Below are 21,072 nucleotides of genomic sequence, written 5' to 3' on the forward strand. Positions count from 1 at the left end.
CCCGCCCTGTGCCTTCTCAGAGATTGCTCGCCGCAGCACTCGCTGTCGTCGCGGTAGCGGCAGGTATGTCGCCTGCTACCGCAGCGCCGGTCGTGACCACCACCAACCCGATCACCTCCAGCTTCGCCGACTCGTTCGCGGACCCGTCGATCATCCAGGGCCGCGACGGCTACTGGTACGCGTACGCCACCTCCGACCCGCTCGTCGCGAACGGCCCGTTCGGCCTGATGCACATGGCCCGGACCAAGGACTTCAGCTCCTGGGAGTATCTCGGCACGGTCTTCAACGACCAGACCAAGCCGGCCTGGGCCGCGCCGGGCTCGTTCTTCTGGGCTCCGGACATCCGGTACTTCGGCGGCCGCTACATCATGTACTTCACCGTCACCGACACCACTGCCAACGCGGGCGGTGATCCCGCGATCGGTGTGGCCACCGCACCGACCCCGGCCGGACCGTGGACCGCGAGCGACGGCCCGGTCGTGGCACCGCGGTCCGACGGCAACGGCGGCTACCTCGGCACCATCGACCCGGCCGAGCTGACAGCAGCCGACGGCAAGCGATACCTGTACTACGGCGGCTTCAACGGCGGCATCTCCGTGACGGAGCTGAGCGCCGACGGCATGCACGCGGTCGGCACTCCCACCCAGGTCACGATCGGCGACCGCTACGAAGGCTCGTACGTCGTCTATCGCGACGGCTGGTACTACTTCATGGGCTCGTCGATGAACTGCTGCGCCGGCCCGACCACCGGGTACTCCGTCTTCGCCGGCCGGTCCCGCTCCCCGCGCGGCCCGTTCGTCGACGCGGACGGCGCCGCGCTGACCGACTCGAGGGTCGGCGGTACGACGGTCATCACGCAGAACGGCAACAAGTGGATCGGGCCGGGCCACCATGCGTTCATCACCGACGCGGCCGGTCAGGACCACATCGTCTACCACGCGATCGACCGCGGTACGCCGTGGTTGACGGACCCGTTCGGGATCAACCGGCGGCCGATGCTGATCGACAACATCGACTGGATCAACGGCTGGCCGCGGACCCGGGCAGGCCTCGGACCGTCCGAGGGACCGGTGCCCGCGCCAACAACCGGTTCAGGGCTCGGCATCGACTCGACCGATCCGGCCGCCGGACTGGTCGGCGCTGTGAGGCAGCCGGGCGATTCGCTCGGCGGACCGGCCGCGTCCATCTCCGGCGCTGCACAGACTCGTAAGGCGGCTCCTGGCGGTTCGCTGCGGGTCGAGGCGGACGTCAAGCTCGGGTCGTCGTTCACCACAGTGGTTGGCAACCAGGTGGTCGCGACGGTGGCGAACGGCAAGCTGACGGTGAGCGTCGGCCGGCGGACGAAGACGGTCGCGTTGCCGGCGGACTTCGATCGCTCGCAGTGGAACAAGCTCAGCGTCCAGATGTCCGGTTCGACCGTGACCGCGCGGTTGAACGACTCCGGTCTCGGCGACTTGTACGCCGAGGCGCAGGTCGCCGTACCGGGTCTGAAGTTGCGGTCGTCGCCGGTGCGGTGGCTTGGGTCGGCGGAGGTGGACAACCTGACGGTGCGTCCGGTTGCGCCTCCGGTGACGCGGATGGCCGACGTACCGCGGACCGGGAAGCTGCTGGCCGGGGACGACTTCAACGGTGCGCTCGGTGCGGACTGGTCGTGGGTCCGGCAGGACGACAAGGCGACTGTTGCCAATGGCAACCTGAGCTGGCCGCTGGAGAACGCCGACATGGTCGGGGCCGGGAACAACGCCGGTCTCCTGCTGCATGCGACGCCGGCCGGGAAGAGCTGGATCGCGGAGACCAAGCTGCACCTCGACACTGGCACCGGCGACGTTCGCAACTATCAGCAGGCGGGCATGATCGTCTACCTGAACGACGACGACTTCGCCCGGCTCGGCGATGTCGCGATCTGGAAGACCCGGCAGACGGAGTACGGGCGCGAGCTGGTGGCGCGGCCGTCCGACGGTGCCACGTCGTACGGCGCGGCCGCGATCGGGCGGACCGCACCGACGATGTGGATGCGGATCGCGTACCACCAGAACGCCGCCGGTGAACACGTCTACCGCGCCGGCACCTCGGTGGACGGCAAGAACTGGACCTGGGGCGCATCCTGGGTCCTACCGGCCGCCGCTCGCATCGGCCTCTTCGCACACGGTGAGTTCACCGGCGCGAACCCACCGCCCATCGCAACCTTCGACTACCTGAAGTTCTACGAGAGCAAATAGATGCCTTTCTCCAATCCGGTGTACGACGGGAACTTCGCCGATCCGCAGATCATTGCGGTGGGCAACGAGTACTACGCGTTCGCGACCAACGGGCCGCTGGGTAACGTGCAGACGTTGACGTCCCGCGATCTGGTGTCGTGGGAGCCGGTCGGCGACGCGTTGCCGTCGTTACCGGATTGGACCAGGCCGCGGACGGTGTGGGCGCCCGAGGTCGCCGTACATGCGGCGGACCGCTACGTCATGTACTACACGTCCCGCGACACCGCAGTCGATCGGCAGGCTGTCGGTGTCGCGGTGGCGTCCACACCCTCAGGTCCATATGTCGACAAATCTCCAAGCCCTCTCATCAGCCAGGCCGACGAGGGCGGGTCGATCGACGCGTCGCCGTTCCAGGACTCGACCGGCCGGCGCTGGCTGTACTGGAAGAACGACGGCAACGCGATCGGCGTGGACACGTGGATCTACGTGTCCGAGCTGTCCGACGACGGACTCTCGCTGATCGGTCCGGTACGACGGATGATCAAGCAGGACCTGGCCTGGGAGGGCAATCTGGTCGAGGCGCCGTACATGGTCGAACGGAACGGGAAGTTCCACCTGTTCTACTCCGGCAACGCCTTCGACAAGGCGACGTACGCCGTCGGGCATGCAGTCTGCGAGTCGCCGATCGGTCCATGTGTGAAGTCCGGCGATCCGATCCTGTCCAGCTCGCCTGATGCTGCCGGGCCGGGACACAACATGGTCCTGGGTGACTGGTTCGTCTACCACGCCTGGGATCCGGCGCAGGTCGGCACGGACCCGAAGGGCCGCACGATGTGGCTCTCGCGGCTGACCTGGGACGGCGACACCCCGATCGTCCAGCCGCCGCTCGCCGACAATCCCCTGCGTCCATAACCTTTTCGGTCCCGCCCGCATCAGGCTCTGTGGAAGAAGCAGCTCTGGGGAGGGATCGTTATGCGACGCACTGTTGTCTCCAGCCTGGCGGGGGCGGTCGCGCTGACCGCGGCAGCGTTCGTGCCATCGGCGCACGCCGCAAGCACCGCCACCACCGAGGCTTGTTGGATGAACCCCGGCTCGGTCACCGCCAAGGGTTTGCAGACCGGCTTCAACATCACCGCCGGCACACCGCCGACGATGACCACTCCCGGCACCGACAGCCCACCCGTGTTCCCGGCGGGGAAGGTCCGGCTGAGCTCTTCGTTCGAGGTCGAGCCGAGCGTGGCCGGCGCGGACCACTCCGGCTACGTGGTGGAGGGCGACACCCTGTTCAGTCGGTCCTACAACTTCAACGAGGGCACCGACATCACCACCCGGATCGGCGGTGGCTGGACGAACTTCACCGCGCTCGAGGTCGCGCACTTCGAGCAGGGCAAGGCGTTCCACTCGCTGGCGTACGGACTGCGCAACGACGGGACGCTGTTCCGCTGGACGGTCGGCACCGGCTGGCGGAGCAACGGGTCGGCCACCGGGTTCGCGTCGGTCAAGTCGATGGCGCTGATCAGCAAGACGGCGACGTACGACACCTTCCTCGCGAACACCCGCAGCGGTGCGCTCTACACGATCCGCATCCCGGTCTCGGCGCCGATGAAGCCGATCGTCACCAAGGTCCGTCCCGGCACCTGGCAGGGCTTCGAGACGATGATCGCGCAGAAGTGCGGCAACTACGGGACGCTCCTGCTCGGGATCGACAAGGACACCGGATCCGGCTACCTGTACGCCGTCGGGCACGCGAACGGTGCGTCCACGGTGATCAACAGCCTGGGCAAGGTCAGCGGCACCTTCCCGGACCCGGTCTACTTCCGCTGGGGCCCGGTCTTCTACCTCGACCCGCTGAACGGAGACTGACATGTTGCTGACGGCCATCCTCGCCACCGCGGCCTGTTCGCTCGCACCGGGATCAGTGCTCGACAGCGGAGCACAGGACAACGGCGGAATTACGGTGGGCTACCCAGCTCGCAACGTCGGGCTGCCCGGGCCCATCTTCGGCGTCTTCGCGCCGGGAGCGGTCCGGCTCAGTACGACGTTCACGAGCGACGCGTCCAACCTCGGCGCCACGAACGCGGGCTGGGTGGTGCAGGGCGATTCCCTGTACTACCGCGTGTACTCGATCGACACCATGAACGAGTTCGTCCCGGGCCTGCCGAACGTCACGCAGCGGGTCGGCGGCGGCTGGTCCAAGTTCACCGCAGTGGAGGTGTCCCAGACCACCGCTCGCACAACGGCGTACGGACTGCGCAACGACGGCACGTTGTTCCGCTGGTCCGTTGGTGGCGGGTGGAAGGCGACCGGCTCGGCGACCGGGTTCGCGGCGGTGAAGTCGATGGCGCTGATCAGCAAGACGGCGACGTACGACACGTTCCTCGCGAACACCCGGGGCGGCGCGCTGTACACCATCCACATTCCGACCGCGGCGCCGATGAAGCCGATCGTGAAGCCGGTCCGCACCAAGACCTGGCAAGGCTTCGAGAAGCTCCTCGCGAGCAAGTGCGGTCAGAACGGCACGCTGCTGGTCGGCATCGACAAGGACACAAAGACCGCTCACTGGTACGCCGTTGGTCGCGCCAACGGTACTGCCACGGTGATCAACCACCTCAGCTCGTCCGCGGGCAGCTACAAGGCCCCGGTGTACTACCGCTGGGGCGGCACTCCTGACATCGACCCGCTCAACGGCGAGTAAGGACCTCCGTCAGGATCGTCAGGGCGCGGTGCAGGTCGGACGTCGACGGAGTCGCGTAGCCGATCACCAGCCCTGGCGGTCCCGGCACGGTACGCCGGTACTCCGAGAGCGGGGCGATCACGACACCTGCTGCGCGGGCTTCGGCGGCGATCCGGAGATCGTCGGCGTCGTCCGGCAGCAGCAGGGTGATGTGCAGGCCGGCGTCCTGGCCGATGACCTGGCCATACGGCGAGAGGACCGCGACCGTGTGGGTACGGCGGTCTGCGTACAGGCGGCGGCCGCGGCGGACGGCATGGTCGAGGTAGCCGTCGTGGAGCATGGCGAGCATGGCGGCCTGCATCGGCCAGCCGGGCCAGTCGCCTGAGTTGGCGCGGTACGCGGCGAGGCGGTCGACGACCGGCTCTGCTGCCACCAGCCAACCGAGGCGGAGGGCCGGGCTGATCGTCTTCGACAACGTCCCGAGGTGGACTACGCGCTCCAGGTCCAGCTGGGCCAGCGCGGGCAGCGGCGCGACGTCGTACCGGAACTCGCTGTCGTAGTCGTCCTCGATCAGCATGCTGCCGGTCCGGCGCGCCCAGCGGACCAGTTCGTTGCGTCGGGCAACGGGTAGCCGGCCGCCGAGCGGGTACTGGTGGGACGGCGTGACGTAGACGGCGGCGACATCGTCCTTTAAGGCGCTGACCTGCAGGCCGTCCTCGTCGACTCCGACGTCGACGATCTCGAGGTGGTGGTCGCGGGCGGCGGCGACCGCGTTGAGGTAGCCGGGATCCTCGATCGCGATCCGGTCGCCGGGCTTCCTCGTGACGGAGAGCAGCAGGCGGAGCCCGTGCACAGTGCCGTTGGTGACGAGCACGTTCTCCGGTCCGCAGGCGATCCCGCGGACCCGGCCGACGTGATCGGCGAGGGCGGCGCGGAGCGCGGGCAGTCCGGCAGCGTCGTCGTACCCGCCGGGTGGTGACTGGGTCGACACCTCACGCCAGGCTCGGCGCCAGCCGGGATCCGGGGTCGGGGCGATGTACGGGATGCCGGGACGGAGGGTCAGGAGCTTCTCGCCGGAATCCGCTGGATGCGTCGTGCGGCGTCGTACGGCGGGTTGCAGGGGTACGACGTCCGTGACGAAGGTGCCGGCGCCGGTGCGGCCCTCGATCCAGCCCTCAGCGTGGAGCTGGTCGTACGCCGCCTGCGTGACGGACCGGGAGACGGCCAGGTCGCGGGCCAGGTCCCGGGTGGACGGGAGTCGGTGACCGGCCTGGAGTCGGCCGTCGAGCACTGCGGCCCGGAACTGCTCGGCCAACTGCAGGTGCAGCGGGATCCCGGCGGCGCGGTCGATGGTCAGCGGGAGCGAACTCTCCACGAATGGACTACCTGATTCGAACGGGAATGGACCGTGCCAGCATGCCACTCGTACTCGAATCTAGTTGTATGACCACTCCACTCCAGCCGACTGCCCGGACCTCGCTGCGTCGTTCGAAGGAGCGTGCTGCCACTGACCGGCAGGAGCTGTACGACGTCCTGCTCGACGGCATGTTCTGCCACCTGGGTGTGGTGGTGGACTCCGATCCGCTCGTACTGCCGACGGCGTACGGCGTGGATCTGGACCTTGGGCCGGACGGGACGCTGTACCTGCACGGCTCGGTCGCCGCTCGCAGCGTGGTCGCGGCGCCGCGGCAGACGATCTGTGTCACGGTCACGCACACCGACGGTCTCGTGCTGGCTCGGTCCGCGTTCCACCACTCGGTGAACTACCGGTCCGCTGTCATCTTCGGCGTACCGCGTCTGGTGACTGACCCGGACGAGAAGCTTCACGGGCTCAACCGGATCGTCGACCACCTGGTCCCTGGTCGGTCGAACGCGGTTCGGCCGCCGGACCGCAAGGAGCTGGCCAAGACCTCGGTGCTCGCGCTCTCACTCACCGAGGCGTCGGTGAAGACTCGCTCCGGGCCGGCCAACGACGAGGAGCAGGACCTCAACCTGCCGTACTGGACAGGCGTGATCCCGCTCCACGTCATCGCCGGCGAACCGGAGAACAACCCTGACTGCGACCTGCTGGTGCCGGCCCACGTTCGCACTCGCGCGAACCTGCTGGGCGCACCGTCTTAAGCAACCGTCCCCTTGTTGTAGCTCTTCTGCGCCCAGAAGTAGCCGACGACCGCGATCGCCAGGCACCAGGCCAGCGCGAGCCAGCCGTCGCCGCTGTCCATCGGCGTACCCAGCAGCAGGTGGCGCAGGGTGTCGATGATCGGAGTGAACGGCTGGTACTCGGCGAACCACCGGATGCCGCTCGGCATCGCGTCCAGCGGGATGAAGGTGTTGCTCAGGAAGGGCAGCAGCAGGCTGATCGGCAGCACGATGTTGCTCGCGCTTTCCGGCGTCTTGCTGGTCAGCCCGAGCGCGATCGCGAACCAGGTCAGGGCGACCGTCACCGCGATCAGCAGGGCGGCGGCCAGCAGCCATTCTCCGAACGATGCGTTCGGCCGGAACCCGATCAGGACGGCGAAGCCGACGACCAGGCCCAGGCTGACGATCGTCAGGATCACGTTGCCCAGCACGTGCCCGGTCAGAACCGCCGGCCGGAAGATCGCCATCGTCCGGAACCGGGCCACGATCCCTTCGGTCATGTCCATGCAGACGGCGACCGCGGGCGACATCGTCCCGGACGCGATCGACATCAGCAGGATCCCCGGGGTCAGGAAGTTGATGTAGTCGCCCCGCCCGCCTCCGCCGCCGAGGCCGGCCGAGAAGGTGTCGCCGAAGATCAGGCCGAACAGCAGGATCATGATCACCGGCATCCCGAGGGCGCCGAGGGACAGGCCCGGGTACCGCTGGGCGTGCCGCAGGTTGCGGCGGAGCATGGTGCCGATGTCGGCCAGCGGGCGGATCGTGGCGCCTGCCGGGTTCATGGTGGTGCTCATTTGGTCGTCACCTTCTCGTGCTCAACGGGCTGGGTGGACTCGGTGGACTGGGTGGGTTGACCGGTGACGGCGAAGAACACGTCGTCCAGGTCGGGGGTGTGGACGGTCAGTTCGTCGACTTCGAGCGACGCGTCGTCGATCCGCGCCAGCAGGTCGCGCAGCGAGTGCACGCTGCCGTCGTTCGGCACCTGCAGGACCAGCGACTCGTGGTTCGGTGCGGCGGTCGGCAGCACCTGGGCCGCGAGCGAGAACGCGTCCGGCGAGGTGAACCGCAGCCGGATGTGCCCGCCGGGTGCGAGCCGCTTCAGCTCCTCCGGCGTACCTTGGGCGACCAGTCGCCCGTGGTCGAGAACGGCGATCCGGTCGGCGAGCTCATCGGCCTCGTCCAGGTACTGCGTGGTGAGTAGGACTGTGACGCCGCCGGCGACCAGGTCCCGGATCATCGTCCACATGCTGTGCCGGCTGCGCGGGTCGAGACCGGTGGTCGGCTCGTCCAGGAAGATGATTCGTGGGCTGCCGACGAGCGTCATGGCCAGATCCAGGCGGCGCTTCATGCCGCCGGAGTACGTCATCGCGAGCTTCTTGCCGGCCTCGACCAGGTCGAACTGCTCCAGCAGTTCGTCTGCCCGGCGCCGGGCCTCCGTCTTGCCGAGGTGGTAGAGGTCGGCCATCAGGATCAGGTTCTCCCGGCCGGTCATCAGGCCGTCGACCGCGGAGAACTGGCCGGTGACGCCGATCGCGGCGCGGACCGCTTCGGGGTTCTTGTGCAGGTCGTGACCGGCTACCCGGATCTCGCCGGCGTCGGCGGTGATCAGGGTGGACAGGATCTGCACCACGGTGGTCTTGCCGGCGCCGTTCGGGCCGAGCAGGGAAAAGATGGTGCCTTCGGCAACGTTCAGGTCGATGCCGTCGAGCACGAGTTTCTCGCCGTAGGACTTGCGCAGTCCGATGACGTCGATCGCAGCTGACATGACTGTTCCTCGCTTGTTTTCAGGCAGGCCGAACCTGCCCCAGGTGGCTAAGGGGGTTGTTCCGGGCGTGCTTACCCAACCGACCGACCTAGACCAGGTCGCCGGTGCTGTTGTGGTGGCTGTTAGATGTCGAGGTCCTCGACTGCCGGCTGGCCGGCGGCTTCCTCGACTAGTTCGTACAGGTCTTCGGGGATCAGGTCGCGGAGTTCCTCGACCGTTTCGACGATCTGCAGGCTGGCCTCGCCCTGCGCCATGCTCCAGGACTGGTCGCTGCTCCAGTTGCCGATCCAGGAGCGCCAGCCGGTCAGGAACCGCTCGTCGTCACCGTTCACGATGAACTGGCTGCGACGGTCGGCGTGCAGGACGAACTTGCCGGTCCGGCTCCGGTACACCTTGAAGGCTTCGTACCCGGTGCTGCTCGAGCGCCCGCCCTCGGCCAGCAGTACGCCGGAGAACCGTTGCTTGCGGCCCGTCCCCCGGCCCACCCGCACGGTGATCTCGTCGTACCCCTCGAACCGGCCCTCTTCCAGCTCGACGTACTTCCGCAGCGCGATCGAGATCGCCGAGGACAGGTTCCCGGCGAGCTCGCCTGCCTTCTTGTACAGCGGCAGGTCGTCGTCGGACACGTAGATCGTCTTGTTTGGCATCGCAGTCTCCTTCTACGCAGAACTATACGCAGAAGGCTCCGTAGATGTCTACATATATCTCTACGTAGATGCAGGCGAGTACAGCCAAGGGCTGGTCAGGTCGAAGAACTCCGGCGGCTCGGCGTCCAGTGCGTCCAGTTCGTCGACCGTCGCCTTGAGGTCCGCCGGCGGTTCCTTGCGCTCGCCGTCCCGCGCCTCTGGACGAACCCGGCCGCCTCGGGATCGCCGGTCAGGCCGGGCGTCACGTCCTCGGTGTCGAGGAAGGTGGCGTCGCCGCTGAACACCGACGAGAACTCGTGCCACCACTTGTCCTGCGCCGGCTACTCGCTGTTGCTCCGCGCGGCGTCAGCGGACTCGAACCGAGCCAGCGCCCCGCGCCTGCTCGGCGTCGCTAATCCGCCCCTGAATGACCTGAACAAACATGATGCGACCCTCCCCGCTCTCCCCGGGCCGCTAAGACTGCTTCGACAGTACGCCTGCCTGCTGCCAACGTGAACGGTGTGGAAACTCATCCACTCAAACCTGAGTTATCCACAGATTTGGGGCAATTTCGGGCTGTTTCGGTGGAGAAGTCGGGCTCAGGCTGGGGACAACTTGGCCGAATCGGTGTGCACAACTGGGGATACCGGTGTGGATAACTCCACTGATGACATTTGTACGGAGTACCTGGCCGCCGCTCGCCCTACTGTCAGGGCATGAGCACTCCGACGATGCCCGCCAACCCGATCGGGGCGTTCTTCGCCCGCGTCGGCGCTCCTCGCCGGCCGTGGCTGACCGGCGCGGTATTCGTCGTCACCGCGGCCGCTCTCGTCGCCCAGTTGGCAGACGAGTCACTGCTGGGACACGTCCAGCGCGACGCCACCGCGATCGATGCCGGGCAGTGGTGGCGGTTGATCACCGGCATGTTCTTCCAGGACGGCGGGCTGCGCGGCGGGATCTTCAACCTGGTCGCGCTCGCGGTCGTGGGCACGTTGGCGGAATGGTGCTTCGGCCGGGTGCGGTGGCTCGTCCTGTACTTCGGTTGCGGGCTCTTCGGGCAGTTTCTCAGCTACGTCTGGCTGAATCCGGTCGGGGCCGGGAACTCGATGTGCGTCGCCGGGCTGCTCGGCGCGCTCGCGGTCGTCGTACTGCGGACCCGTGCCGCACAGCCGCCCCGGGGCTTGTTCGTGGCCGCCGTACTGATCGGGCCGCTGGCTGTGCTCGACACGGTGGTCCATGACAACCACGGCATGCCCGCGCTGCTCGGAATGGTGCTCGGGCTACTGCTCAGCCCCGGGCGAAGTGCTGGTTGAGCGCGGTCAGACCCACTGAGTGGAGACGACGAAGCCGACCGCGATCAGGCCCATGCCGATCAGCAGGTTCCAGTTGTTCAGGTCGTTCATGAACGGGATCTTGTCGCCGGCGATGTAGAAGACGACCAGCCAGGCGAGTCCGACCAGCCAGCAGAACAGCATCACCGGCGCGACCCACACGCGGCTGGTGGTGCGCGGCCGCTTCGGGGTCTTCTCGACCTTGACCTTCTCGGTCTTCTTCTTGTTGCGACTGCTCGACTCGGGCACGACTGAACTCCTTGTAAGGACGGACGCATAAGCTGACCGCGAGGACCTGTAGGGGTCCGGTCCGGGTTAGCGTAGTGCAGAGAGCAACATGGAGATCACGGGTGCGTAGGTTCAGGCGGATTTCGCTGTGGCGCGTGGGTGCGCCACTGGCTCTGCTGTGCGCCGGACTGCTGTTCGCAACCAGCGCCACCAACGCCCGCGGCACCGACCTACGGCCCAGTCGCAACACTACGCTCGCGGGCCTGGTGGAGGAACAGAGCCGCCGCAGCGCCAGCCTGGTCCGCCAGCACGCCGCACTCACCCAGGACATCGAGAAGCTCCAGGCGCAGCAGGGATCGATCGATCCGGCGCTGGCCAAGCAGCTCAAGGACCTGTCCGACGAGGTCGGTACGACGCCGGTCACCGGACCGGGCCTGACCGTGACGCTGAAGGACGCGCCGTCCGAGGTCGTCAAGGAGAATCCGGACGTCGACGCCGACTGGCTGGTGATCCACCAGCAGGACATCCAGGCCGTGGTGAACGCGCTCTGGGCCGGCGGCGCGGACGCGATCTCGATCCAGGACCACCGGGTCATCTCCACCACCGGGATCAAGTGCGTCGGCAACTCCGTCGTACTGCACGGCGTCCCGTACCTGCCGCCGTACAAGATCACCGCGATCGGCGACCGGCGGAAGCTGCAGCAGGCGCTCGACGACTCGCAGTACATCGAGAACCTGCAGGACTACGTGGTGAAGTTCCAGCTCGGGTACGACGTGAAGAGCGAGTCGTCGATCTCGATGCCGGCCTACGAAGGCACCCTGGACCTGCAGAGCGCGACCGTTCCCGGGTTCGAACGGACTCCGTCGGCGAGCCCGACCGTCAGCGGGCGATAATGGTCCGCATGCCGCGGATCCTTGTCGTCGACAACTACGACTCCTTCGTCTACAACCTGGTCCAGTACCTGCAGCAGCTGCAGGCCGACACCACGGTACTGCGCAACGACGAGGTCACCCCCGACCAGGCCGGTGAGTACGACGGTGTGCTGCTCTCCCCCGGTCCCGGTACGCCGGAAGAGGCCGGCGCCTGCGTGGACATCGTGAAGGAGACGGGCGGCAAGGTCCCGATCTTCGGGGTCTGCCTAGGTCTTCAGGCGATCGGTGTCGCGTACGGCGGTGTCGTCGGCCGCGCTGACGAGCTGCTGCACGGGAAGACCAGCCAGGTGTTCCACGAGGGCGCCGGCGTACTCTCCGGACTCCCGTCGCCGTTCACCGCGACCCGGTACCACTCGCTCGCGATCGCGCAGGACACCGTGCCGGACGAGCTGCAGGTGACCGCGCGGACCGAGGCCGGCGTCATCATGGCGGCCCGGCACCGCGACCTCCCGGTCGAAGGCGTGCAGTTCCACCCGGAGTCCGTGCTGACCGAGGGCGGTCACCGGATGCTCGCGAACTGGCTGGCCATCTGCGGCGACCCGGACGCGGTCGCCCGGTCCGTCGGCCTGGCCCCGATCGTCAGCTGAAAACAAATCCCCGGGGCAATCGCCCCGGGGATTCATGTTCTAGCCGCCGATTGTGATGCCCGGCGTGGTGGGCGTGCTCGGTGGCGGCGTGTCCGTTTGGGTCGGCGGCGGGCTGCTCGGCTCCTGCAGCTTGTTCACCGTCAGGGTGATCAGCGAGCCCTTCGGCGCCTTGGTGTTGGCCTTGACGGACTGATTGAGCACGACTCCGTCGGCCGAGTTCTGGTCGTTGCCGAAGACCAGTCCGACCCGGAAGCCGGCCTGCTCCAGGGTGAGCTTCGCGTCGTCGTACGTCTGCGTGACGACATTGGGTACGTCGACGTTGGTCTTGCCGCTCGAGATCGTCAGGGTGAACTCCTGACCCGACGGGTACTGCCCGTTCGGGTCCGGGCTGACCGACAGCACGGTGCCCTTCTTCTCGTCGCTGTCCTGCTCGGTCGACTTGTCCTTGACCTTGAAGTTCCCGGCCGTGCCTTCCAGCGCCTTACGGGCCGCCGACTCCGACTTGCCGATCACATCCGGCACCGGGAACGCACTCCGCCCGGACGAGAACACCACGGTGACGGTCGAATTCTGCTCGGCCTCGGTCCCCGCTGCCGGCGTCTGCCGGATCGCAGAGCCGCGGCCGACGGTGTCGCTGGTCTCCGACGGTCCCTGCGCGAACTTCAGGCCCTTGTCGGTCAGCAACGCTGTCGCGTCCGCCACCGACTTGCCGCTGACGTCCGGTACGGCGACCTTCGCGGCCGGGGTGTTGGTCGCGCCGCCGCCGGCCTTGTTGTCGTTGTTCAGGTTGGTGAACAGTGCGTAGGCGCCGACCGCGATCGCCACGATCGCGAGCCCGAGCAGGAAGTAGGCCAGGCCACGGTTGCGCCGCGATCGTCCGTCCTCATCCTCTTCCAGGTCGTCGCCGCCCGGGGGCAGGATGTCGTCTCCACCCTGGCGGTAGGCCTGGGTGGCGGCCGGCGCGACCGCGGTCGGCGCCATCGCCCGGGTCTCGGACATCGCCGCGACCGGCGCCATCGGCGCGGTCACTTGCTGGCCGGCCAGCACCCGGTGGATGTCGGCGCGCATCTCGGACGCGCTCTGGTAGCGCTCCTCACGGTTCTTCGCCAGCGCCTTCAGGACGACTGCGTCGACCTCCGGCGGGATGTCCGGGTCGAACGACGACGGCGGCAGCGGCTGTTCGCGGACGTGCTGGTAGGCCACCGACACCGGCGACTCACCGACGAACGGCGGCCGGCCGGTGAGCAGTTCGTACAGCAGGCAACCGGTCGAGTACAGGTCGGAACGGGCGTCCACGGTCTCGCCGCGGGCCTGCTCGGGCGACAGGTACTGCGCGGTGCCGATCACGGCCGCGGTCTGGGTCATCGTCGAGGACGTGTCGGCGACCGCGCGGGCGATACCGAAGTCCATCACCTTGACCTGGCCCTGCGGGGTCAGCATCACGTTTCCGGGCTTGATGTCGCGGTGCACGATGCCGGCCCGGTGGCTGTAGTCGAGCGCCTCGAGCACACCCGAGGTGATCTCCAGGGCACGCTCCGGCATGATCTTGCGGCCCTCGCGGATCAGGTCCCGCAGCGTCTTGCCGGTGACCAGCTCCATCACGATGTACGGGATGGTGACGCCGGATCCGTTCGGGTCCGGCTCCTCGCCGGTGTCGTAGACCGAGACGATCGTCGGGTGGTTCAGCGACGCGGCCGACTGGGCCTCGCGGCGGAACCGGGCCTGGAAGGTGGCGTCACTGGCCAGGTCGACCCGCAGTCGTTTGATCGCGACGCTCCGGCCGAGCCGGTTGTCGAGGCCTCTGCGGACCTCGGCCATGCCGCCGCGGCCGAGCGGTTCGCCTTCTTCGTACCGGCCGCCGACGAGACGTGCCTGCGATGTCATGACTCAGCCTTCCAACCTGTCTGTGAACCCACACAAAAAACACACTCAATTTGCCCACGGTAGCGGCCGCTACCGTGGGAACCCCGTCGGAAAAGCTCACGGGCATCATTCCGTATCGCGCTCATTGGCCCAGCACCGCCTCCATCACCTTCTTGGCGATCGGCGCCGCCAGCGTGCCGCCGGCGATGTCGTTGCGGGCGACGTTCGCGTCCTCGATCATCACCGCGACCGCGACCTTCGGGTCCTCGGCCGGCGCGAACGCGACGAACCAGGCGAACGGCGGGCGCTCCTTCGACGTCTGCGCCGTACCGGTCTTGCCGGCCACCTGGACGCCGCTGATCCGGCCCGGCTTGCCGGTGCCGTTGTTGACCACGTCGATCATCATCGTGGTCAGCTGGGCGGCGACCTGCGGGGTGACGGCCTGGTGCAGCGACTCCGGCTTGGTCTCGGAGACCGTCTTCAGGTCCGGGGTCTTCACGCTCTGGACCAGGTACGGCTTCATCACCTCGCCCTTGTTCGCGATTCCGGCCGCGACCATCGCCATCTGCAGCGGGGTGGCGCGGACGTCGAACTGGCCGATCGCGGACTGTGCGGTCTGCGGCTCGTTCGGGTCGCCCGGGAACTGGCTGGTGGCCACGCTCGGCAGCTCGGCCAGCGGCCGGGAGCCGAAGCCGAACTTCGCCGCCTGCTCCCGCAGCGCGTCCGGGCCGAGCGCCAGGCCGACGCTGCCGTACGCCGTGTTGCAGGAGTAGCGCAGCGCGATGGTCAGCGTCGCGTTGTTGCTGCCGCCGCAGTTCTTGCCGTCCTCGTTCACCAGCGGGACGGTGGTCTGCGGCAGCGGCAGTTCGGCCGGCGAGTTCACCTTGGTGTCCGGCGTGTACTTGCCGCTGGACAGCGCGGCCGCCGCGGTGACCAGCTTGAACGTCGAGCCCGGCGGGTAGAGCTCCTGGGCCGCGCGGTTCGACAGCGGCCGGGTCTTGTCCTCGGTCAGGTCCTTCCAGGCGGCGTCGACCTTCGCGTTGTCGTGCGAGGCGAGCCGGTTCGGGTCGTACGACGGCGTGGTGGCCATCGCCAGCACCCGCCCGGTCTTCGGCTCGAGCGCCACGACCGCGCCGGTCTTCTTACCAAGCCCGGAGTACGCCGCCTGCTGGGCCGCGGCGTTCAGCGTCAGGGTGACGCTGCCGCCCTGCTGCGGCCGGTTGCTGATCACGTCGATGATCCGGCGGAACGCCATCGACGGGTCCGAGCCGTTCAGCTCGGAGTTCATCGTCAGCTCGATCCCGCCGCGGCCGTACCGGTAGGAGTAGAAGCCGGTCAGCGGTGCGTACACCGGCCCGTTCGCATAGGTGCGCTGGAACTTGAACCGGTCGTCCGACGGTTTGCTCTGCGCGACCGGCGTACTGCCGATCAGGATCGGGCCGCGGTTCACCGAGAACTGCGAGTCGCGGACCCGGTTGTTGTCGTTGCGGCCGTTGATCTCGTTCGCCCGGAAGGCCTGCAGGTACGTCGAGTTCGCCATCAGCGCGAGCATCAGGATCATCGCCGCAACGGCCAGTCGTCGGATCGCCGAATTCATGCTTTCTGCACCGCCAACGCGATCGTTTCGTCGGACACGGGAGCGGCCGGGGTCTGCGGTCGCCTCGCCTGGTCGCTGATCCGCAGCAGCAGCGCGATGATCGCCCAGTTCGCGACCAGCGACGTACCACCGAGAGCCATGAACGGGGTGGCCAGACCGGTCAGCGGGATCAGGCCGGTGACGCCGCCGACGATCACGAACACCTGCAGCGCGAACGACATCGCCAGGCCGGTCGCGATCAGCTTGCCGAAGATGTCCCGGCAGCCGAGTGCGGTCCGCAGGCCGCGTTCGATGATGAGGGTGTAGATCAGGATGATCGCGATCAGCCCGGTCAGGCCGAGCTCCTCGGCCATCGAGGAGATGATCATGTCGCTGTTGGCGTAGAGGGTCGCCTCCGGGTGGCCCTGGCCGAGGCCGCGGCCGAGGATGCCGCCCCAGGCCTGGCCCATCAGCCCGAGCTTCACCTGGCCGCCGTCGATCGCCCACGGGTCGAGCCAGTCGGTGACGCGGCGATGCACGTGGCCGAACGCCATGTAGGCGAAGTAGGCCCCGCCCGCGAACAGCAGGCCACCGATGATCAGCCACCCTGCCCGCTCGGTGGACACGTAGAGCAGGAACAGGAAGAGGCCGAAGAACAACAGCGACGAGCCCAGGTCACTCTCGAAGACCAGTACGCCGAGACTGGCCAGCCAGGCGATCAGGATCGGCCCGAGGTCCCGGGCCCGCGGCAGGTCGAGGCCGAGGAACCGGCGTCCGGCCAGCGTCAGTACGTCGCGCTTCACCACCAGGTAGCCGGCGAAGAAGATCACCAGGCAGACCTTGGCGAACTCACCGGGCTGGAACGACATCCCGGCGACGCGGATCCAGATCGGTGCGCCGTTGACGTTGGCGCCGAGGCCGGGGACCAGCGGCAGCACGAGCAGGATGAGACCGGCCAGGCCGAGGCTGTAGGTGAATGCCTGCAGCCGGCGGTGGTCGCGGATCACGATGATCACCGCGAGGAACCCCACGACGCCGACCGCGGTCCAGGTGATCTGCTGCGGCGCGAACGGGACACCCTTGGTCCGGCCGATCGCCGTCAGGCCGAGGTCGACGCGGTGGATCATCGCGACGCCCAGCCCGTTCAGCAGGACGGCGCACGGGAGGATGACCGGGTCCGCGTAGGGCGCTCGGAACCGCAGCGCCAGGTGCGCGATCACTGCGAGCAGGGCGATGCCGGCGGCGTAGTACCCAGTGCTGGCGGGGACCTCGTTCTGGACGGTGACGCCGATGTTGACGTACGCCGCGACCGAGACGCCGACCGCGATGATCAGCAGCAGCAACTCCACCCCACGCCGAGTACGCGGGATGATCTGGATGACCGACGTCGAGGCGATGCTCATCGGACCCCGTCGCAGTCGTCCGGGCTGCCGGGCGTCGTCGTACCGCCCGGGCTGGTCGGCGTCGTCGACGGGTGCACGGTCGGAGTCGTGACCGGAGGCTTGGAGACGGGCGGCTTGGAGACCGGCGTGCTCGGCTTCGGCGTGCTCGGCTTCGGTGTGGGAGTCGGCGTCGGCTTGATCTTCGCGGCGCACTGGGCCGCGGTCTGCTTCAGCTCGGCGACGATCGACCGGGCGCCGGCCAGGTTGTCCGCCTGGATGTTGCCCTCCACCTGCTCCCGGCTGTACGTCGGGAGCTTGTCGACCTGCAACGACTGCCGCTCGTACACCTTCGACAGGTCCAGCCCCGGAAGGTCCGCCTCGACGCCCTTGAAGATCGCGACGTAGTCGCCGTCACTGCCGACGTAGTACTGCTTCTGGGTCCAGCTGTACGCGAACCAGCAACCGCCCGCGATCACGGCCAGAACGACCACCAGTAAGGCGATCCGCCGCAGCCAGAGGAACCGCTTCGGCGGGCGCGGCGCGTAGCGCAGCTCTTCAGGGTCGAGACCGCTGCCACGTCCACCGCCACCACCAGCGCCTTCACCGCCGGTGTGGAGCGTGACCGTCGGCTCGCCGCGGCCGGTGCTGCCCTGGGCCAGCTCGGCGGCCGCGCCGACCAGTTGTGGTGCGACCCCGCTGGCCGGCTGGGTTTCGACCACGTCCGCGACCACACAGGTGACGTTGTCGTTCGAGCCCGCCTCCAGCGCGTGCGTGATCAGCTCGACGACGACCGAGTCCGGCGTACCGGAGGCCATCGAGGCGGCGATCACCTCGTCGCTGACGTAGTCGGGCAGGCCGTCGCTGCACAGCATCAGCCGGTCGCCGGCCTGGACGTCGAGGATCTCCAGGTCCGGATCGGAGTCCGGGCGGCCGTCGAGCACCCGCAGGATCAGGTTGCGGTGCGGGTGGGTGAAGGCCTCCTCCTGGGAGATCCGGCCCTCGTCGACCAGCGACTGCACGAAGGTGTGGTCGTGGCTCAGCTGGTACAGCTGCCCGTCCCGCATCCGGTACGCACGGGAGTCGCCGAGATGCGCCATGCCGAGCTGCTTGCCGTCGAACATCAGCGCGGTGACGGTGGAGCCCATGCCCTCGCGCTCGGGGTCCTCCTCGACCAGCTCCGAGAGCCGCTCGTTCGCGCGGTGGACGGCGCCGGCCAGCGCCTCGATCATGTCCTCGCCGCCGATCTCGGCGGTGTCCAGCCGCCGGATCACCTGGACCGCCGCCGAGCTGGCCACCTCGCCGGCCGCGGCACCGCCCATCCCGTCGGCGAGCAGCAGCAGGTGCGGACCGGCGTACGCCGAATCCTCGTTGTTACGGCGCACCCGTCCGACGTCGGACAGTGTGGCGTAGTCGAGCGACAGGGTCATCGAGGCAGGCCTACTTCGCGATGTTCAGCGTCGTCCGGCCGATCCGGATCGAGCCGCCGATCTCGGCCGGGACCGGGCGGGTCACCCGCTGGCCATCAAGGTACGTGCCGTTGGTGGAGCCGAGATCCTCGACCCACCACTGGCCCTCGGACAGGAACAACCGGGCGTGCCGGGTAGAGGAGTAGTCGTCGTCCAGCCGGATCTGGCAGTCCGTGCCGCGGCCGATGATCACCGGCTCGTCGGTCAGCGACGCGCCGACGCCGGCCTGCGGCCCGTCCGCGATCGTCACCGAGGCGGGCAGGCCCTTGCGCTTCTTGGCCGGCTTCGCGGTCTTCGGCGTACGGGAGGTCTGCGGTGCGACGGCGGCCGCGGCGCGGCTGTCCACCTTCGCGCCGAACAGGTCGGACCTGATCACGGACAGCACCGCGAGGACGAACATCCACAACAGGGCCAGGAACCCCAGTTTGATCAGGGTCAGGGTCAGTTCCGACATGGACTGTCTGTCACCACCCGCTGCTCGGCGGCTGGGCCATCGGCTCGTCCGCGAGGCGCAGCGTCATGGTCGTGTTGCCGATCCGGACCGTCGAGCCGTCCACCAGCTCGGACTCCGTGCTGCGGCGGCCGTTCACCAGCGTGCCGTTGGTGGAGCCGAGGTCGACCAGCACCACCCGGATCCCACCCGGGCCTTCCGGCATCAGCCGGATCTCGGCATGCCGCCGAGACACACCTGGGTCGTTGATCTGGATGTCCGCGTCGGTGCCGCGACCGAGGACGACGCCGGGCGGGTTGACCGGGCGACGCCGGCCGTTCACCTCGAGCATCACCTGCGGGTGACCGCGCCGAGGAGACGGCTGGGGCTGGTACTGGGGCTGAGGCGGGCTCTGCACGACCGGCTCGTTCGGCGGCACGTAGGGCTCCTGCTGGTAGGGCTGGGGCTCGGGCTGCTGATAGGTGGCCGGGCGTCGCTGTGGCGTCCCGACCGTCTCGCTGACCACCCGGAACTTACCGGTCGGGAGGTCGTCCTGCAGAACCAGCTCGATGTCGATCGGCCCGGAGAACGTGTACCGCTGGATGTCGGCGTGATCCCGCAGCTCGTTGGCGAGCTCGTGGTTCAGGGTCCGGCCGTAGGCGTTCAGCCGCTCGAAGTCGTCCGGACCCAGCTCGACGGTGAAGTGGTTCGGCACCAGCCGCCGGTCCCTGGACAGGATCCGTGCGGTGTTGTCGATCTCACGCTTGAGTGCCGCCGCCAGTTCGATCGGCTCGACATCACCCTTGAAAGCGCGCGCGAAGACACCGCTCACAATGCCTTCCAGGCGTCGCTCGAAGCGCTGTAGCGGTCGCACGCCTCCTCCTCCACGGTCGGTACGCCAAAGATCATCCACCGGTCGAGGCGGACACACCGGGTACGACGATCGATCGTATCGGGAGGTTCGACCGAACCCGCAATGTGAAGCACCCTCGGAACCCGTGCTAATGTTCCTTCTCGTCGCCGGGAGCACCAACTCGTGCATCTCCGACGGCAGCGCGCGGGTGGCGGAATAGGCAGACGCGCACGGTTCAGGTCCGTGTGCCCGAAAGGGCGTGGGGGTTCAACTCCCCCCTCGCGCACAGATAGTCGCACAGAAAGTCCCGGTCGATCCGACCGGGACTTCATGCGTTTCCGGGCCGTTCCGGTCCTCATACCCCCATCCTCGCGGTACGCCGCTGTGAAACAGCTGAGAGCCGCCGCTGTCTGAAGCGGTGTGTTATGTTTTGAACGTGCGTTCAGGAAATCAGACGTTTATTGAGGCGGCGCGGCGGGAGCAGTTGGCCCGGTGTGCGGTCGAGGTGATCGCCGAGGCCGGAGTGGCGAAGGCGTCGATGGCGCGGATCGCGGAGCGGGCCCGGGTGAGTGTGGGCGTGATCTCGTACCACTTCGGCAACAGGGCCGGGCTGATCGACGCCGTCGTCGGTGAGGTCGCGCGGAGTGCGGTGGAGCTGATGGAGCCGCTGATCGTCGGGCAGTCGACCGCGACGGGCGGTTTGCGGGCGCTGATCACGAGCAACCTCGAGTTCATGCGGCTGCATCCCGACGAGATCAAGGCGTTGCTGGACATCATCCGGGCCGACGAGGGCGTGTACGCCGCACAGGGCGGGAAGGCAGTCGAGGACGTCCAGCGGGTGCTGCGGTGGGGTCAGCGCACCGGTGAGTTCGGGGACTTCGACACCCTGGTGATGGCAACCTCGATCCGGGCGGCGATCGATGCCGTCCCGCCGATGATCACGTCGGACCTGGACCTCACGGCGTACGGCGAGCAGCTCGCCGACCTGTTCGAACGAGCCACCCGTAAGGAAGGGAACTGAG

At 68.0% G+C, this 21,072-nt stretch carries 21 protein-coding genes and 1 tRNA gene; 10 read left to right on the forward strand and 12 right to left on the reverse strand.

The features are described from left to right. Positions 1-8: 8 nt before the first annotated feature. Genes EV650_RS23775 through EV650_RS23790 form a run of 4 tightly spaced genes read left to right on the forward strand, consistent with a single transcriptional unit; the run spans position 9 to position 4,893 of the window. The gene (locus tag EV650_RS23775; protein ID WP_238174411.1) at positions 9-2,219 is read left to right on the forward strand and encodes a family 43 glycosylhydrolase; all 2,211 of its coding nucleotides are present in this window, start codon (positions 9-11) and stop codon (positions 2,217-2,219) included. Then, positions 2,220-3,110 (forward strand): glycoside hydrolase family 43 protein, encoded by an 891-nt coding sequence (locus EV650_RS23780; protein ID WP_134121224.1) that lies wholly within the window; start codon positions 2,220-2,222, stop codon positions 3,108-3,110. Positions 3,111-3,170: 60 nt separating this feature from the next. Next, positions 3,171-4,061: a hypothetical protein gene (locus tag EV650_RS23785; RefSeq protein ID WP_166678250.1), complete on the forward strand. Its 891-nt coding sequence runs from the start codon at positions 3,171-3,173 to the stop codon at positions 4,059-4,061. 1 nt (position 4,062) lies between these two features. Next, positions 4,063-4,893 (forward strand): hypothetical protein, encoded by an 831-nt coding sequence (locus EV650_RS23790; RefSeq protein WP_238174412.1) that lies wholly within the window; start codon positions 4,063-4,065, stop codon positions 4,891-4,893. On the opposite strand, the gene pdxR is transcribed toward EV650_RS23790, so the two are convergent. Beyond that, positions 4,880-6,247 carry a MocR-like pyridoxine biosynthesis transcription factor PdxR gene (gene pdxR / locus EV650_RS23795; protein WP_134121225.1) on the reverse strand — a complete coding sequence of 456 codons (1,368 nt, stop codon included), beginning with the start codon at positions 6,245-6,247 and terminating at the stop codon, positions 4,880-4,882. The genes EV650_RS23790 and pdxR overlap by 14 nt on opposite strands. Before the next feature lie 68 nt (positions 6,248-6,315). On the opposite strand from pdxR, the gene EV650_RS23800 reads away from it, so the two are divergent. Further along, the gene (locus tag EV650_RS23800; RefSeq protein WP_238174413.1) at positions 6,316-6,993 is read left to right on the forward strand and encodes a pyridoxamine 5'-phosphate oxidase family protein; all 678 of its coding nucleotides are present in this window, start codon (positions 6,316-6,318) and stop codon (positions 6,991-6,993) included. On the opposite strand, the gene EV650_RS23805 is transcribed toward EV650_RS23800, so the two are convergent. The 4 genes from EV650_RS23805 to EV650_RS23820 all read right to left on the reverse strand — a co-directional run bounded on the left by EV650_RS23805 (position 6,990) and on the right by EV650_RS23820 (position 9,726). Next, entirely contained in the window at positions 6,990-7,805 is an 816-nt protein-coding gene (locus tag EV650_RS23805; RefSeq protein ID WP_134121226.1) for an ABC transporter permease, read from the reverse strand. The genes EV650_RS23800 and EV650_RS23805 overlap by 4 nt on opposite strands. Beyond that, positions 7,802-8,776: an ATP-binding cassette domain-containing protein gene (locus EV650_RS23810; protein ID WP_134121227.1), complete on the reverse strand. Its 975-nt coding sequence runs from the start codon at positions 8,774-8,776 to the stop codon at positions 7,802-7,804. The genes EV650_RS23805 and EV650_RS23810 overlap by 4 nt, the downstream gene beginning before the upstream one ends. A 122-nt stretch (positions 8,777-8,898) precedes the next feature. Next, the gene (locus EV650_RS23815) at positions 8,899-9,423 is read right to left on the reverse strand and encodes an EXLDI protein (protein WP_134121228.1); all 525 of its coding nucleotides are present in this window, start codon (positions 9,421-9,423) and stop codon (positions 8,899-8,901) included. A gap of 60 nt (positions 9,424-9,483) precedes the next feature. Continuing rightward, positions 9,484-9,726, reverse strand: coding sequence for a hypothetical protein (locus EV650_RS23820; protein ID WP_134121229.1), 243 nt, complete (start codon positions 9,724-9,726; stop codon positions 9,484-9,486). A 392-nt stretch (positions 9,727-10,118) separates the two neighbouring features. On the opposite strand from EV650_RS23820, the gene EV650_RS23825 reads away from it, so the two are divergent. Next, the gene (locus EV650_RS23825) at positions 10,119-10,715 is read left to right on the forward strand and encodes a rhomboid family intramembrane serine protease (protein WP_202874868.1); all 597 of its coding nucleotides are present in this window, start codon (positions 10,119-10,121) and stop codon (positions 10,713-10,715) included. 6 nt (positions 10,716-10,721) lie between these two features. Here the strand turns inward: EV650_RS23825 and EV650_RS23830 are convergent, their stop codons facing one another. Further along, on the reverse strand, positions 10,722-10,982 hold the full coding sequence (locus EV650_RS23830) for a cell division protein CrgA (protein ID WP_134121230.1): 261 nt from the start codon (positions 10,980-10,982) through the stop codon (positions 10,722-10,724). A gap of 134 nt (positions 10,983-11,116) precedes the next feature. Here EV650_RS23830 and EV650_RS23835 point away from each other — a divergent pair, with 134 nt between their 5' ends. Both EV650_RS23835 and EV650_RS23840 read left to right on the forward strand, forming a co-directional pair. After that, complete coding sequence (locus EV650_RS23835) at positions 11,117-11,854, forward strand: DUF881 domain-containing protein (RefSeq protein ID WP_238174414.1); 738 nt, start codon at positions 11,117-11,119, stop codon at positions 11,852-11,854. Between the two features lie 8 nt (positions 11,855-11,862). Further along, positions 11,863-12,480 carry an aminodeoxychorismate/anthranilate synthase component II gene (locus EV650_RS23840; protein WP_134121232.1) on the forward strand — a complete coding sequence of 206 codons (618 nt, stop codon included), beginning with the start codon at positions 11,863-11,865 and terminating at the stop codon, positions 12,478-12,480. A 39-nt stretch (positions 12,481-12,519) separates the two neighbouring features. On the opposite strand, the gene pknB is transcribed toward EV650_RS23840, so the two are convergent. The 6 genes from pknB to EV650_RS23870 form a co-directional block, all read right to left on the reverse strand. After that, positions 12,520-14,364, reverse strand: a complete 1,845-nt coding sequence (pknB, locus tag EV650_RS23845) for a Stk1 family PASTA domain-containing Ser/Thr kinase (RefSeq protein WP_134121233.1) — start codon at positions 14,362-14,364, stop codon at positions 12,520-12,522. 121 nt (positions 14,365-14,485) lie between these two features. Continuing rightward, positions 14,486-15,940, reverse strand: a complete 1,455-nt coding sequence (locus EV650_RS23850; RefSeq protein ID WP_134121234.1) for a peptidoglycan D,D-transpeptidase FtsI family protein — start codon at positions 15,938-15,940, stop codon at positions 14,486-14,488. Then, positions 15,937-17,322: an FtsW/RodA/SpoVE family cell cycle protein gene (locus EV650_RS23855; protein WP_134121235.1), complete on the reverse strand. Its 1,386-nt coding sequence runs from the start codon at positions 17,320-17,322 to the stop codon at positions 15,937-15,939. The genes EV650_RS23850 and EV650_RS23855 overlap by 4 nt, the downstream gene beginning before the upstream one ends. Continuing rightward, positions 17,319-18,728, reverse strand: coding sequence for a protein phosphatase 2C domain-containing protein (locus EV650_RS23860; protein WP_134121236.1), 1,410 nt, complete (start codon positions 18,726-18,728; stop codon positions 17,319-17,321). Before EV650_RS23860 ends, EV650_RS23855 begins: the two co-directional genes overlap by 4 nt. A 10-nt stretch (positions 18,729-18,738) precedes the next feature. Continuing rightward, positions 18,739-19,221, reverse strand: coding sequence for an FHA domain-containing protein FhaB/FipA (locus tag EV650_RS23865; RefSeq protein ID WP_134121237.1), 483 nt, complete (start codon positions 19,219-19,221; stop codon positions 18,739-18,741). A gap of 10 nt (positions 19,222-19,231) precedes the next feature. Next, positions 19,232-20,071 (reverse strand): FHA domain-containing protein, encoded by an 840-nt coding sequence (locus tag EV650_RS23870; RefSeq protein ID WP_134121238.1) that lies wholly within the window; start codon positions 20,069-20,071, stop codon positions 19,232-19,234. A gap of 181 nt (positions 20,072-20,252) precedes the next feature. Here EV650_RS23870 and EV650_RS23875 point away from each other — a divergent pair. Together EV650_RS23875 and EV650_RS23880 are read left to right on the forward strand one after the other, a co-directional pair. Further along, positions 20,253-20,336: transfer RNA gene (locus EV650_RS23875), tRNA-Leu, on the forward strand. Positions 20,337-20,486: 150 nt separating this feature from the next. Next, positions 20,487-21,071, forward strand: a complete 585-nt coding sequence (locus EV650_RS23880; protein ID WP_134121239.1) for a TetR/AcrR family transcriptional regulator — start codon at positions 20,487-20,489, stop codon at positions 21,069-21,071. The last annotated feature ends 1 nt before the right edge of the window (position 21,072 follow it).

Origin of the sequence: Kribbella kalugense, assembly GCF_004365875.1 — a bacterium.
GTDB classification, from domain to species: Bacteria; Actinomycetota; Actinomycetes; order Propionibacteriales; family Kribbellaceae; genus Kribbella; species Kribbella kalugense.

Bases quoted from the DNA above. Each gene is read 5' to 3' on its own strand.
- EV650_RS23815 (WP_134121228.1), bottom strand. From the start codon at position 9,423: ATGCCAAACAAGACGATCTACGTGTCCGACGACGACCTGCCGCTGTAC.
- EV650_RS23840 (WP_134121232.1), top strand. From the start codon at position 11,863: ATGCCGCGGATCCTTGTCGTCGACAACTACGACTCCTTCGTCTACAAC.
- EV650_RS23850 (WP_134121234.1), bottom strand. From the start codon at position 15,940: ATGAATTCGGCGATCCGACGACTGGCCGTTGCGGCGATGATCCTGATG.
- EV650_RS23790 (WP_238174412.1), top strand. From the start codon at position 4,063: ATGTTGCTGACGGCCATCCTCGCCACCGCGGCCTGTTCGCTCGCACCG.
- EV650_RS23800 (WP_238174413.1), top strand. From the start codon at position 6,316: ATGACCACTCCACTCCAGCCGACTGCCCGGACCTCGCTGCGTCGTTCG.
- EV650_RS23855 (WP_134121235.1), bottom strand. From the start codon at position 17,322: ATGAGCATCGCCTCGACGTCGGTCATCCAGATCATCCCGCGTACTCGG.
- EV650_RS23865 (WP_134121237.1), bottom strand. From the start codon at position 19,221: ATGTCGGAACTGACCCTGACCCTGATCAAACTGGGGTTCCTGGCCCTG.
- EV650_RS23810 (WP_134121227.1), bottom strand. From the start codon at position 8,776: ATGTCAGCTGCGATCGACGTCATCGGACTGCGCAAGTCCTACGGCGAG.
- pknB (WP_134121233.1), bottom strand. From the start codon at position 14,364: ATGACATCGCAGGCACGTCTCGTCGGCGGCCGGTACGAAGAAGGCGAA.
- EV650_RS23805 (WP_134121226.1), bottom strand. From the start codon at position 7,805: ATGAGCACCACCATGAACCCGGCAGGCGCCACGATCCGCCCGCTGGCC.
- EV650_RS23860 (WP_134121236.1), bottom strand. From the start codon at position 18,728: ATGACCCTGTCGCTCGACTACGCCACACTGTCCGACGTCGGACGGGTG.
- EV650_RS23780 (WP_134121224.1), top strand. From the start codon at position 2,220: ATGCCTTTCTCCAATCCGGTGTACGACGGGAACTTCGCCGATCCGCAG.
- EV650_RS23825 (WP_202874868.1), top strand. From the start codon at position 10,119: ATGAGCACTCCGACGATGCCCGCCAACCCGATCGGGGCGTTCTTCGCC.
- EV650_RS23785 (WP_166678250.1), top strand. From the start codon at position 3,171: ATGCGACGCACTGTTGTCTCCAGCCTGGCGGGGGCGGTCGCGCTGACC.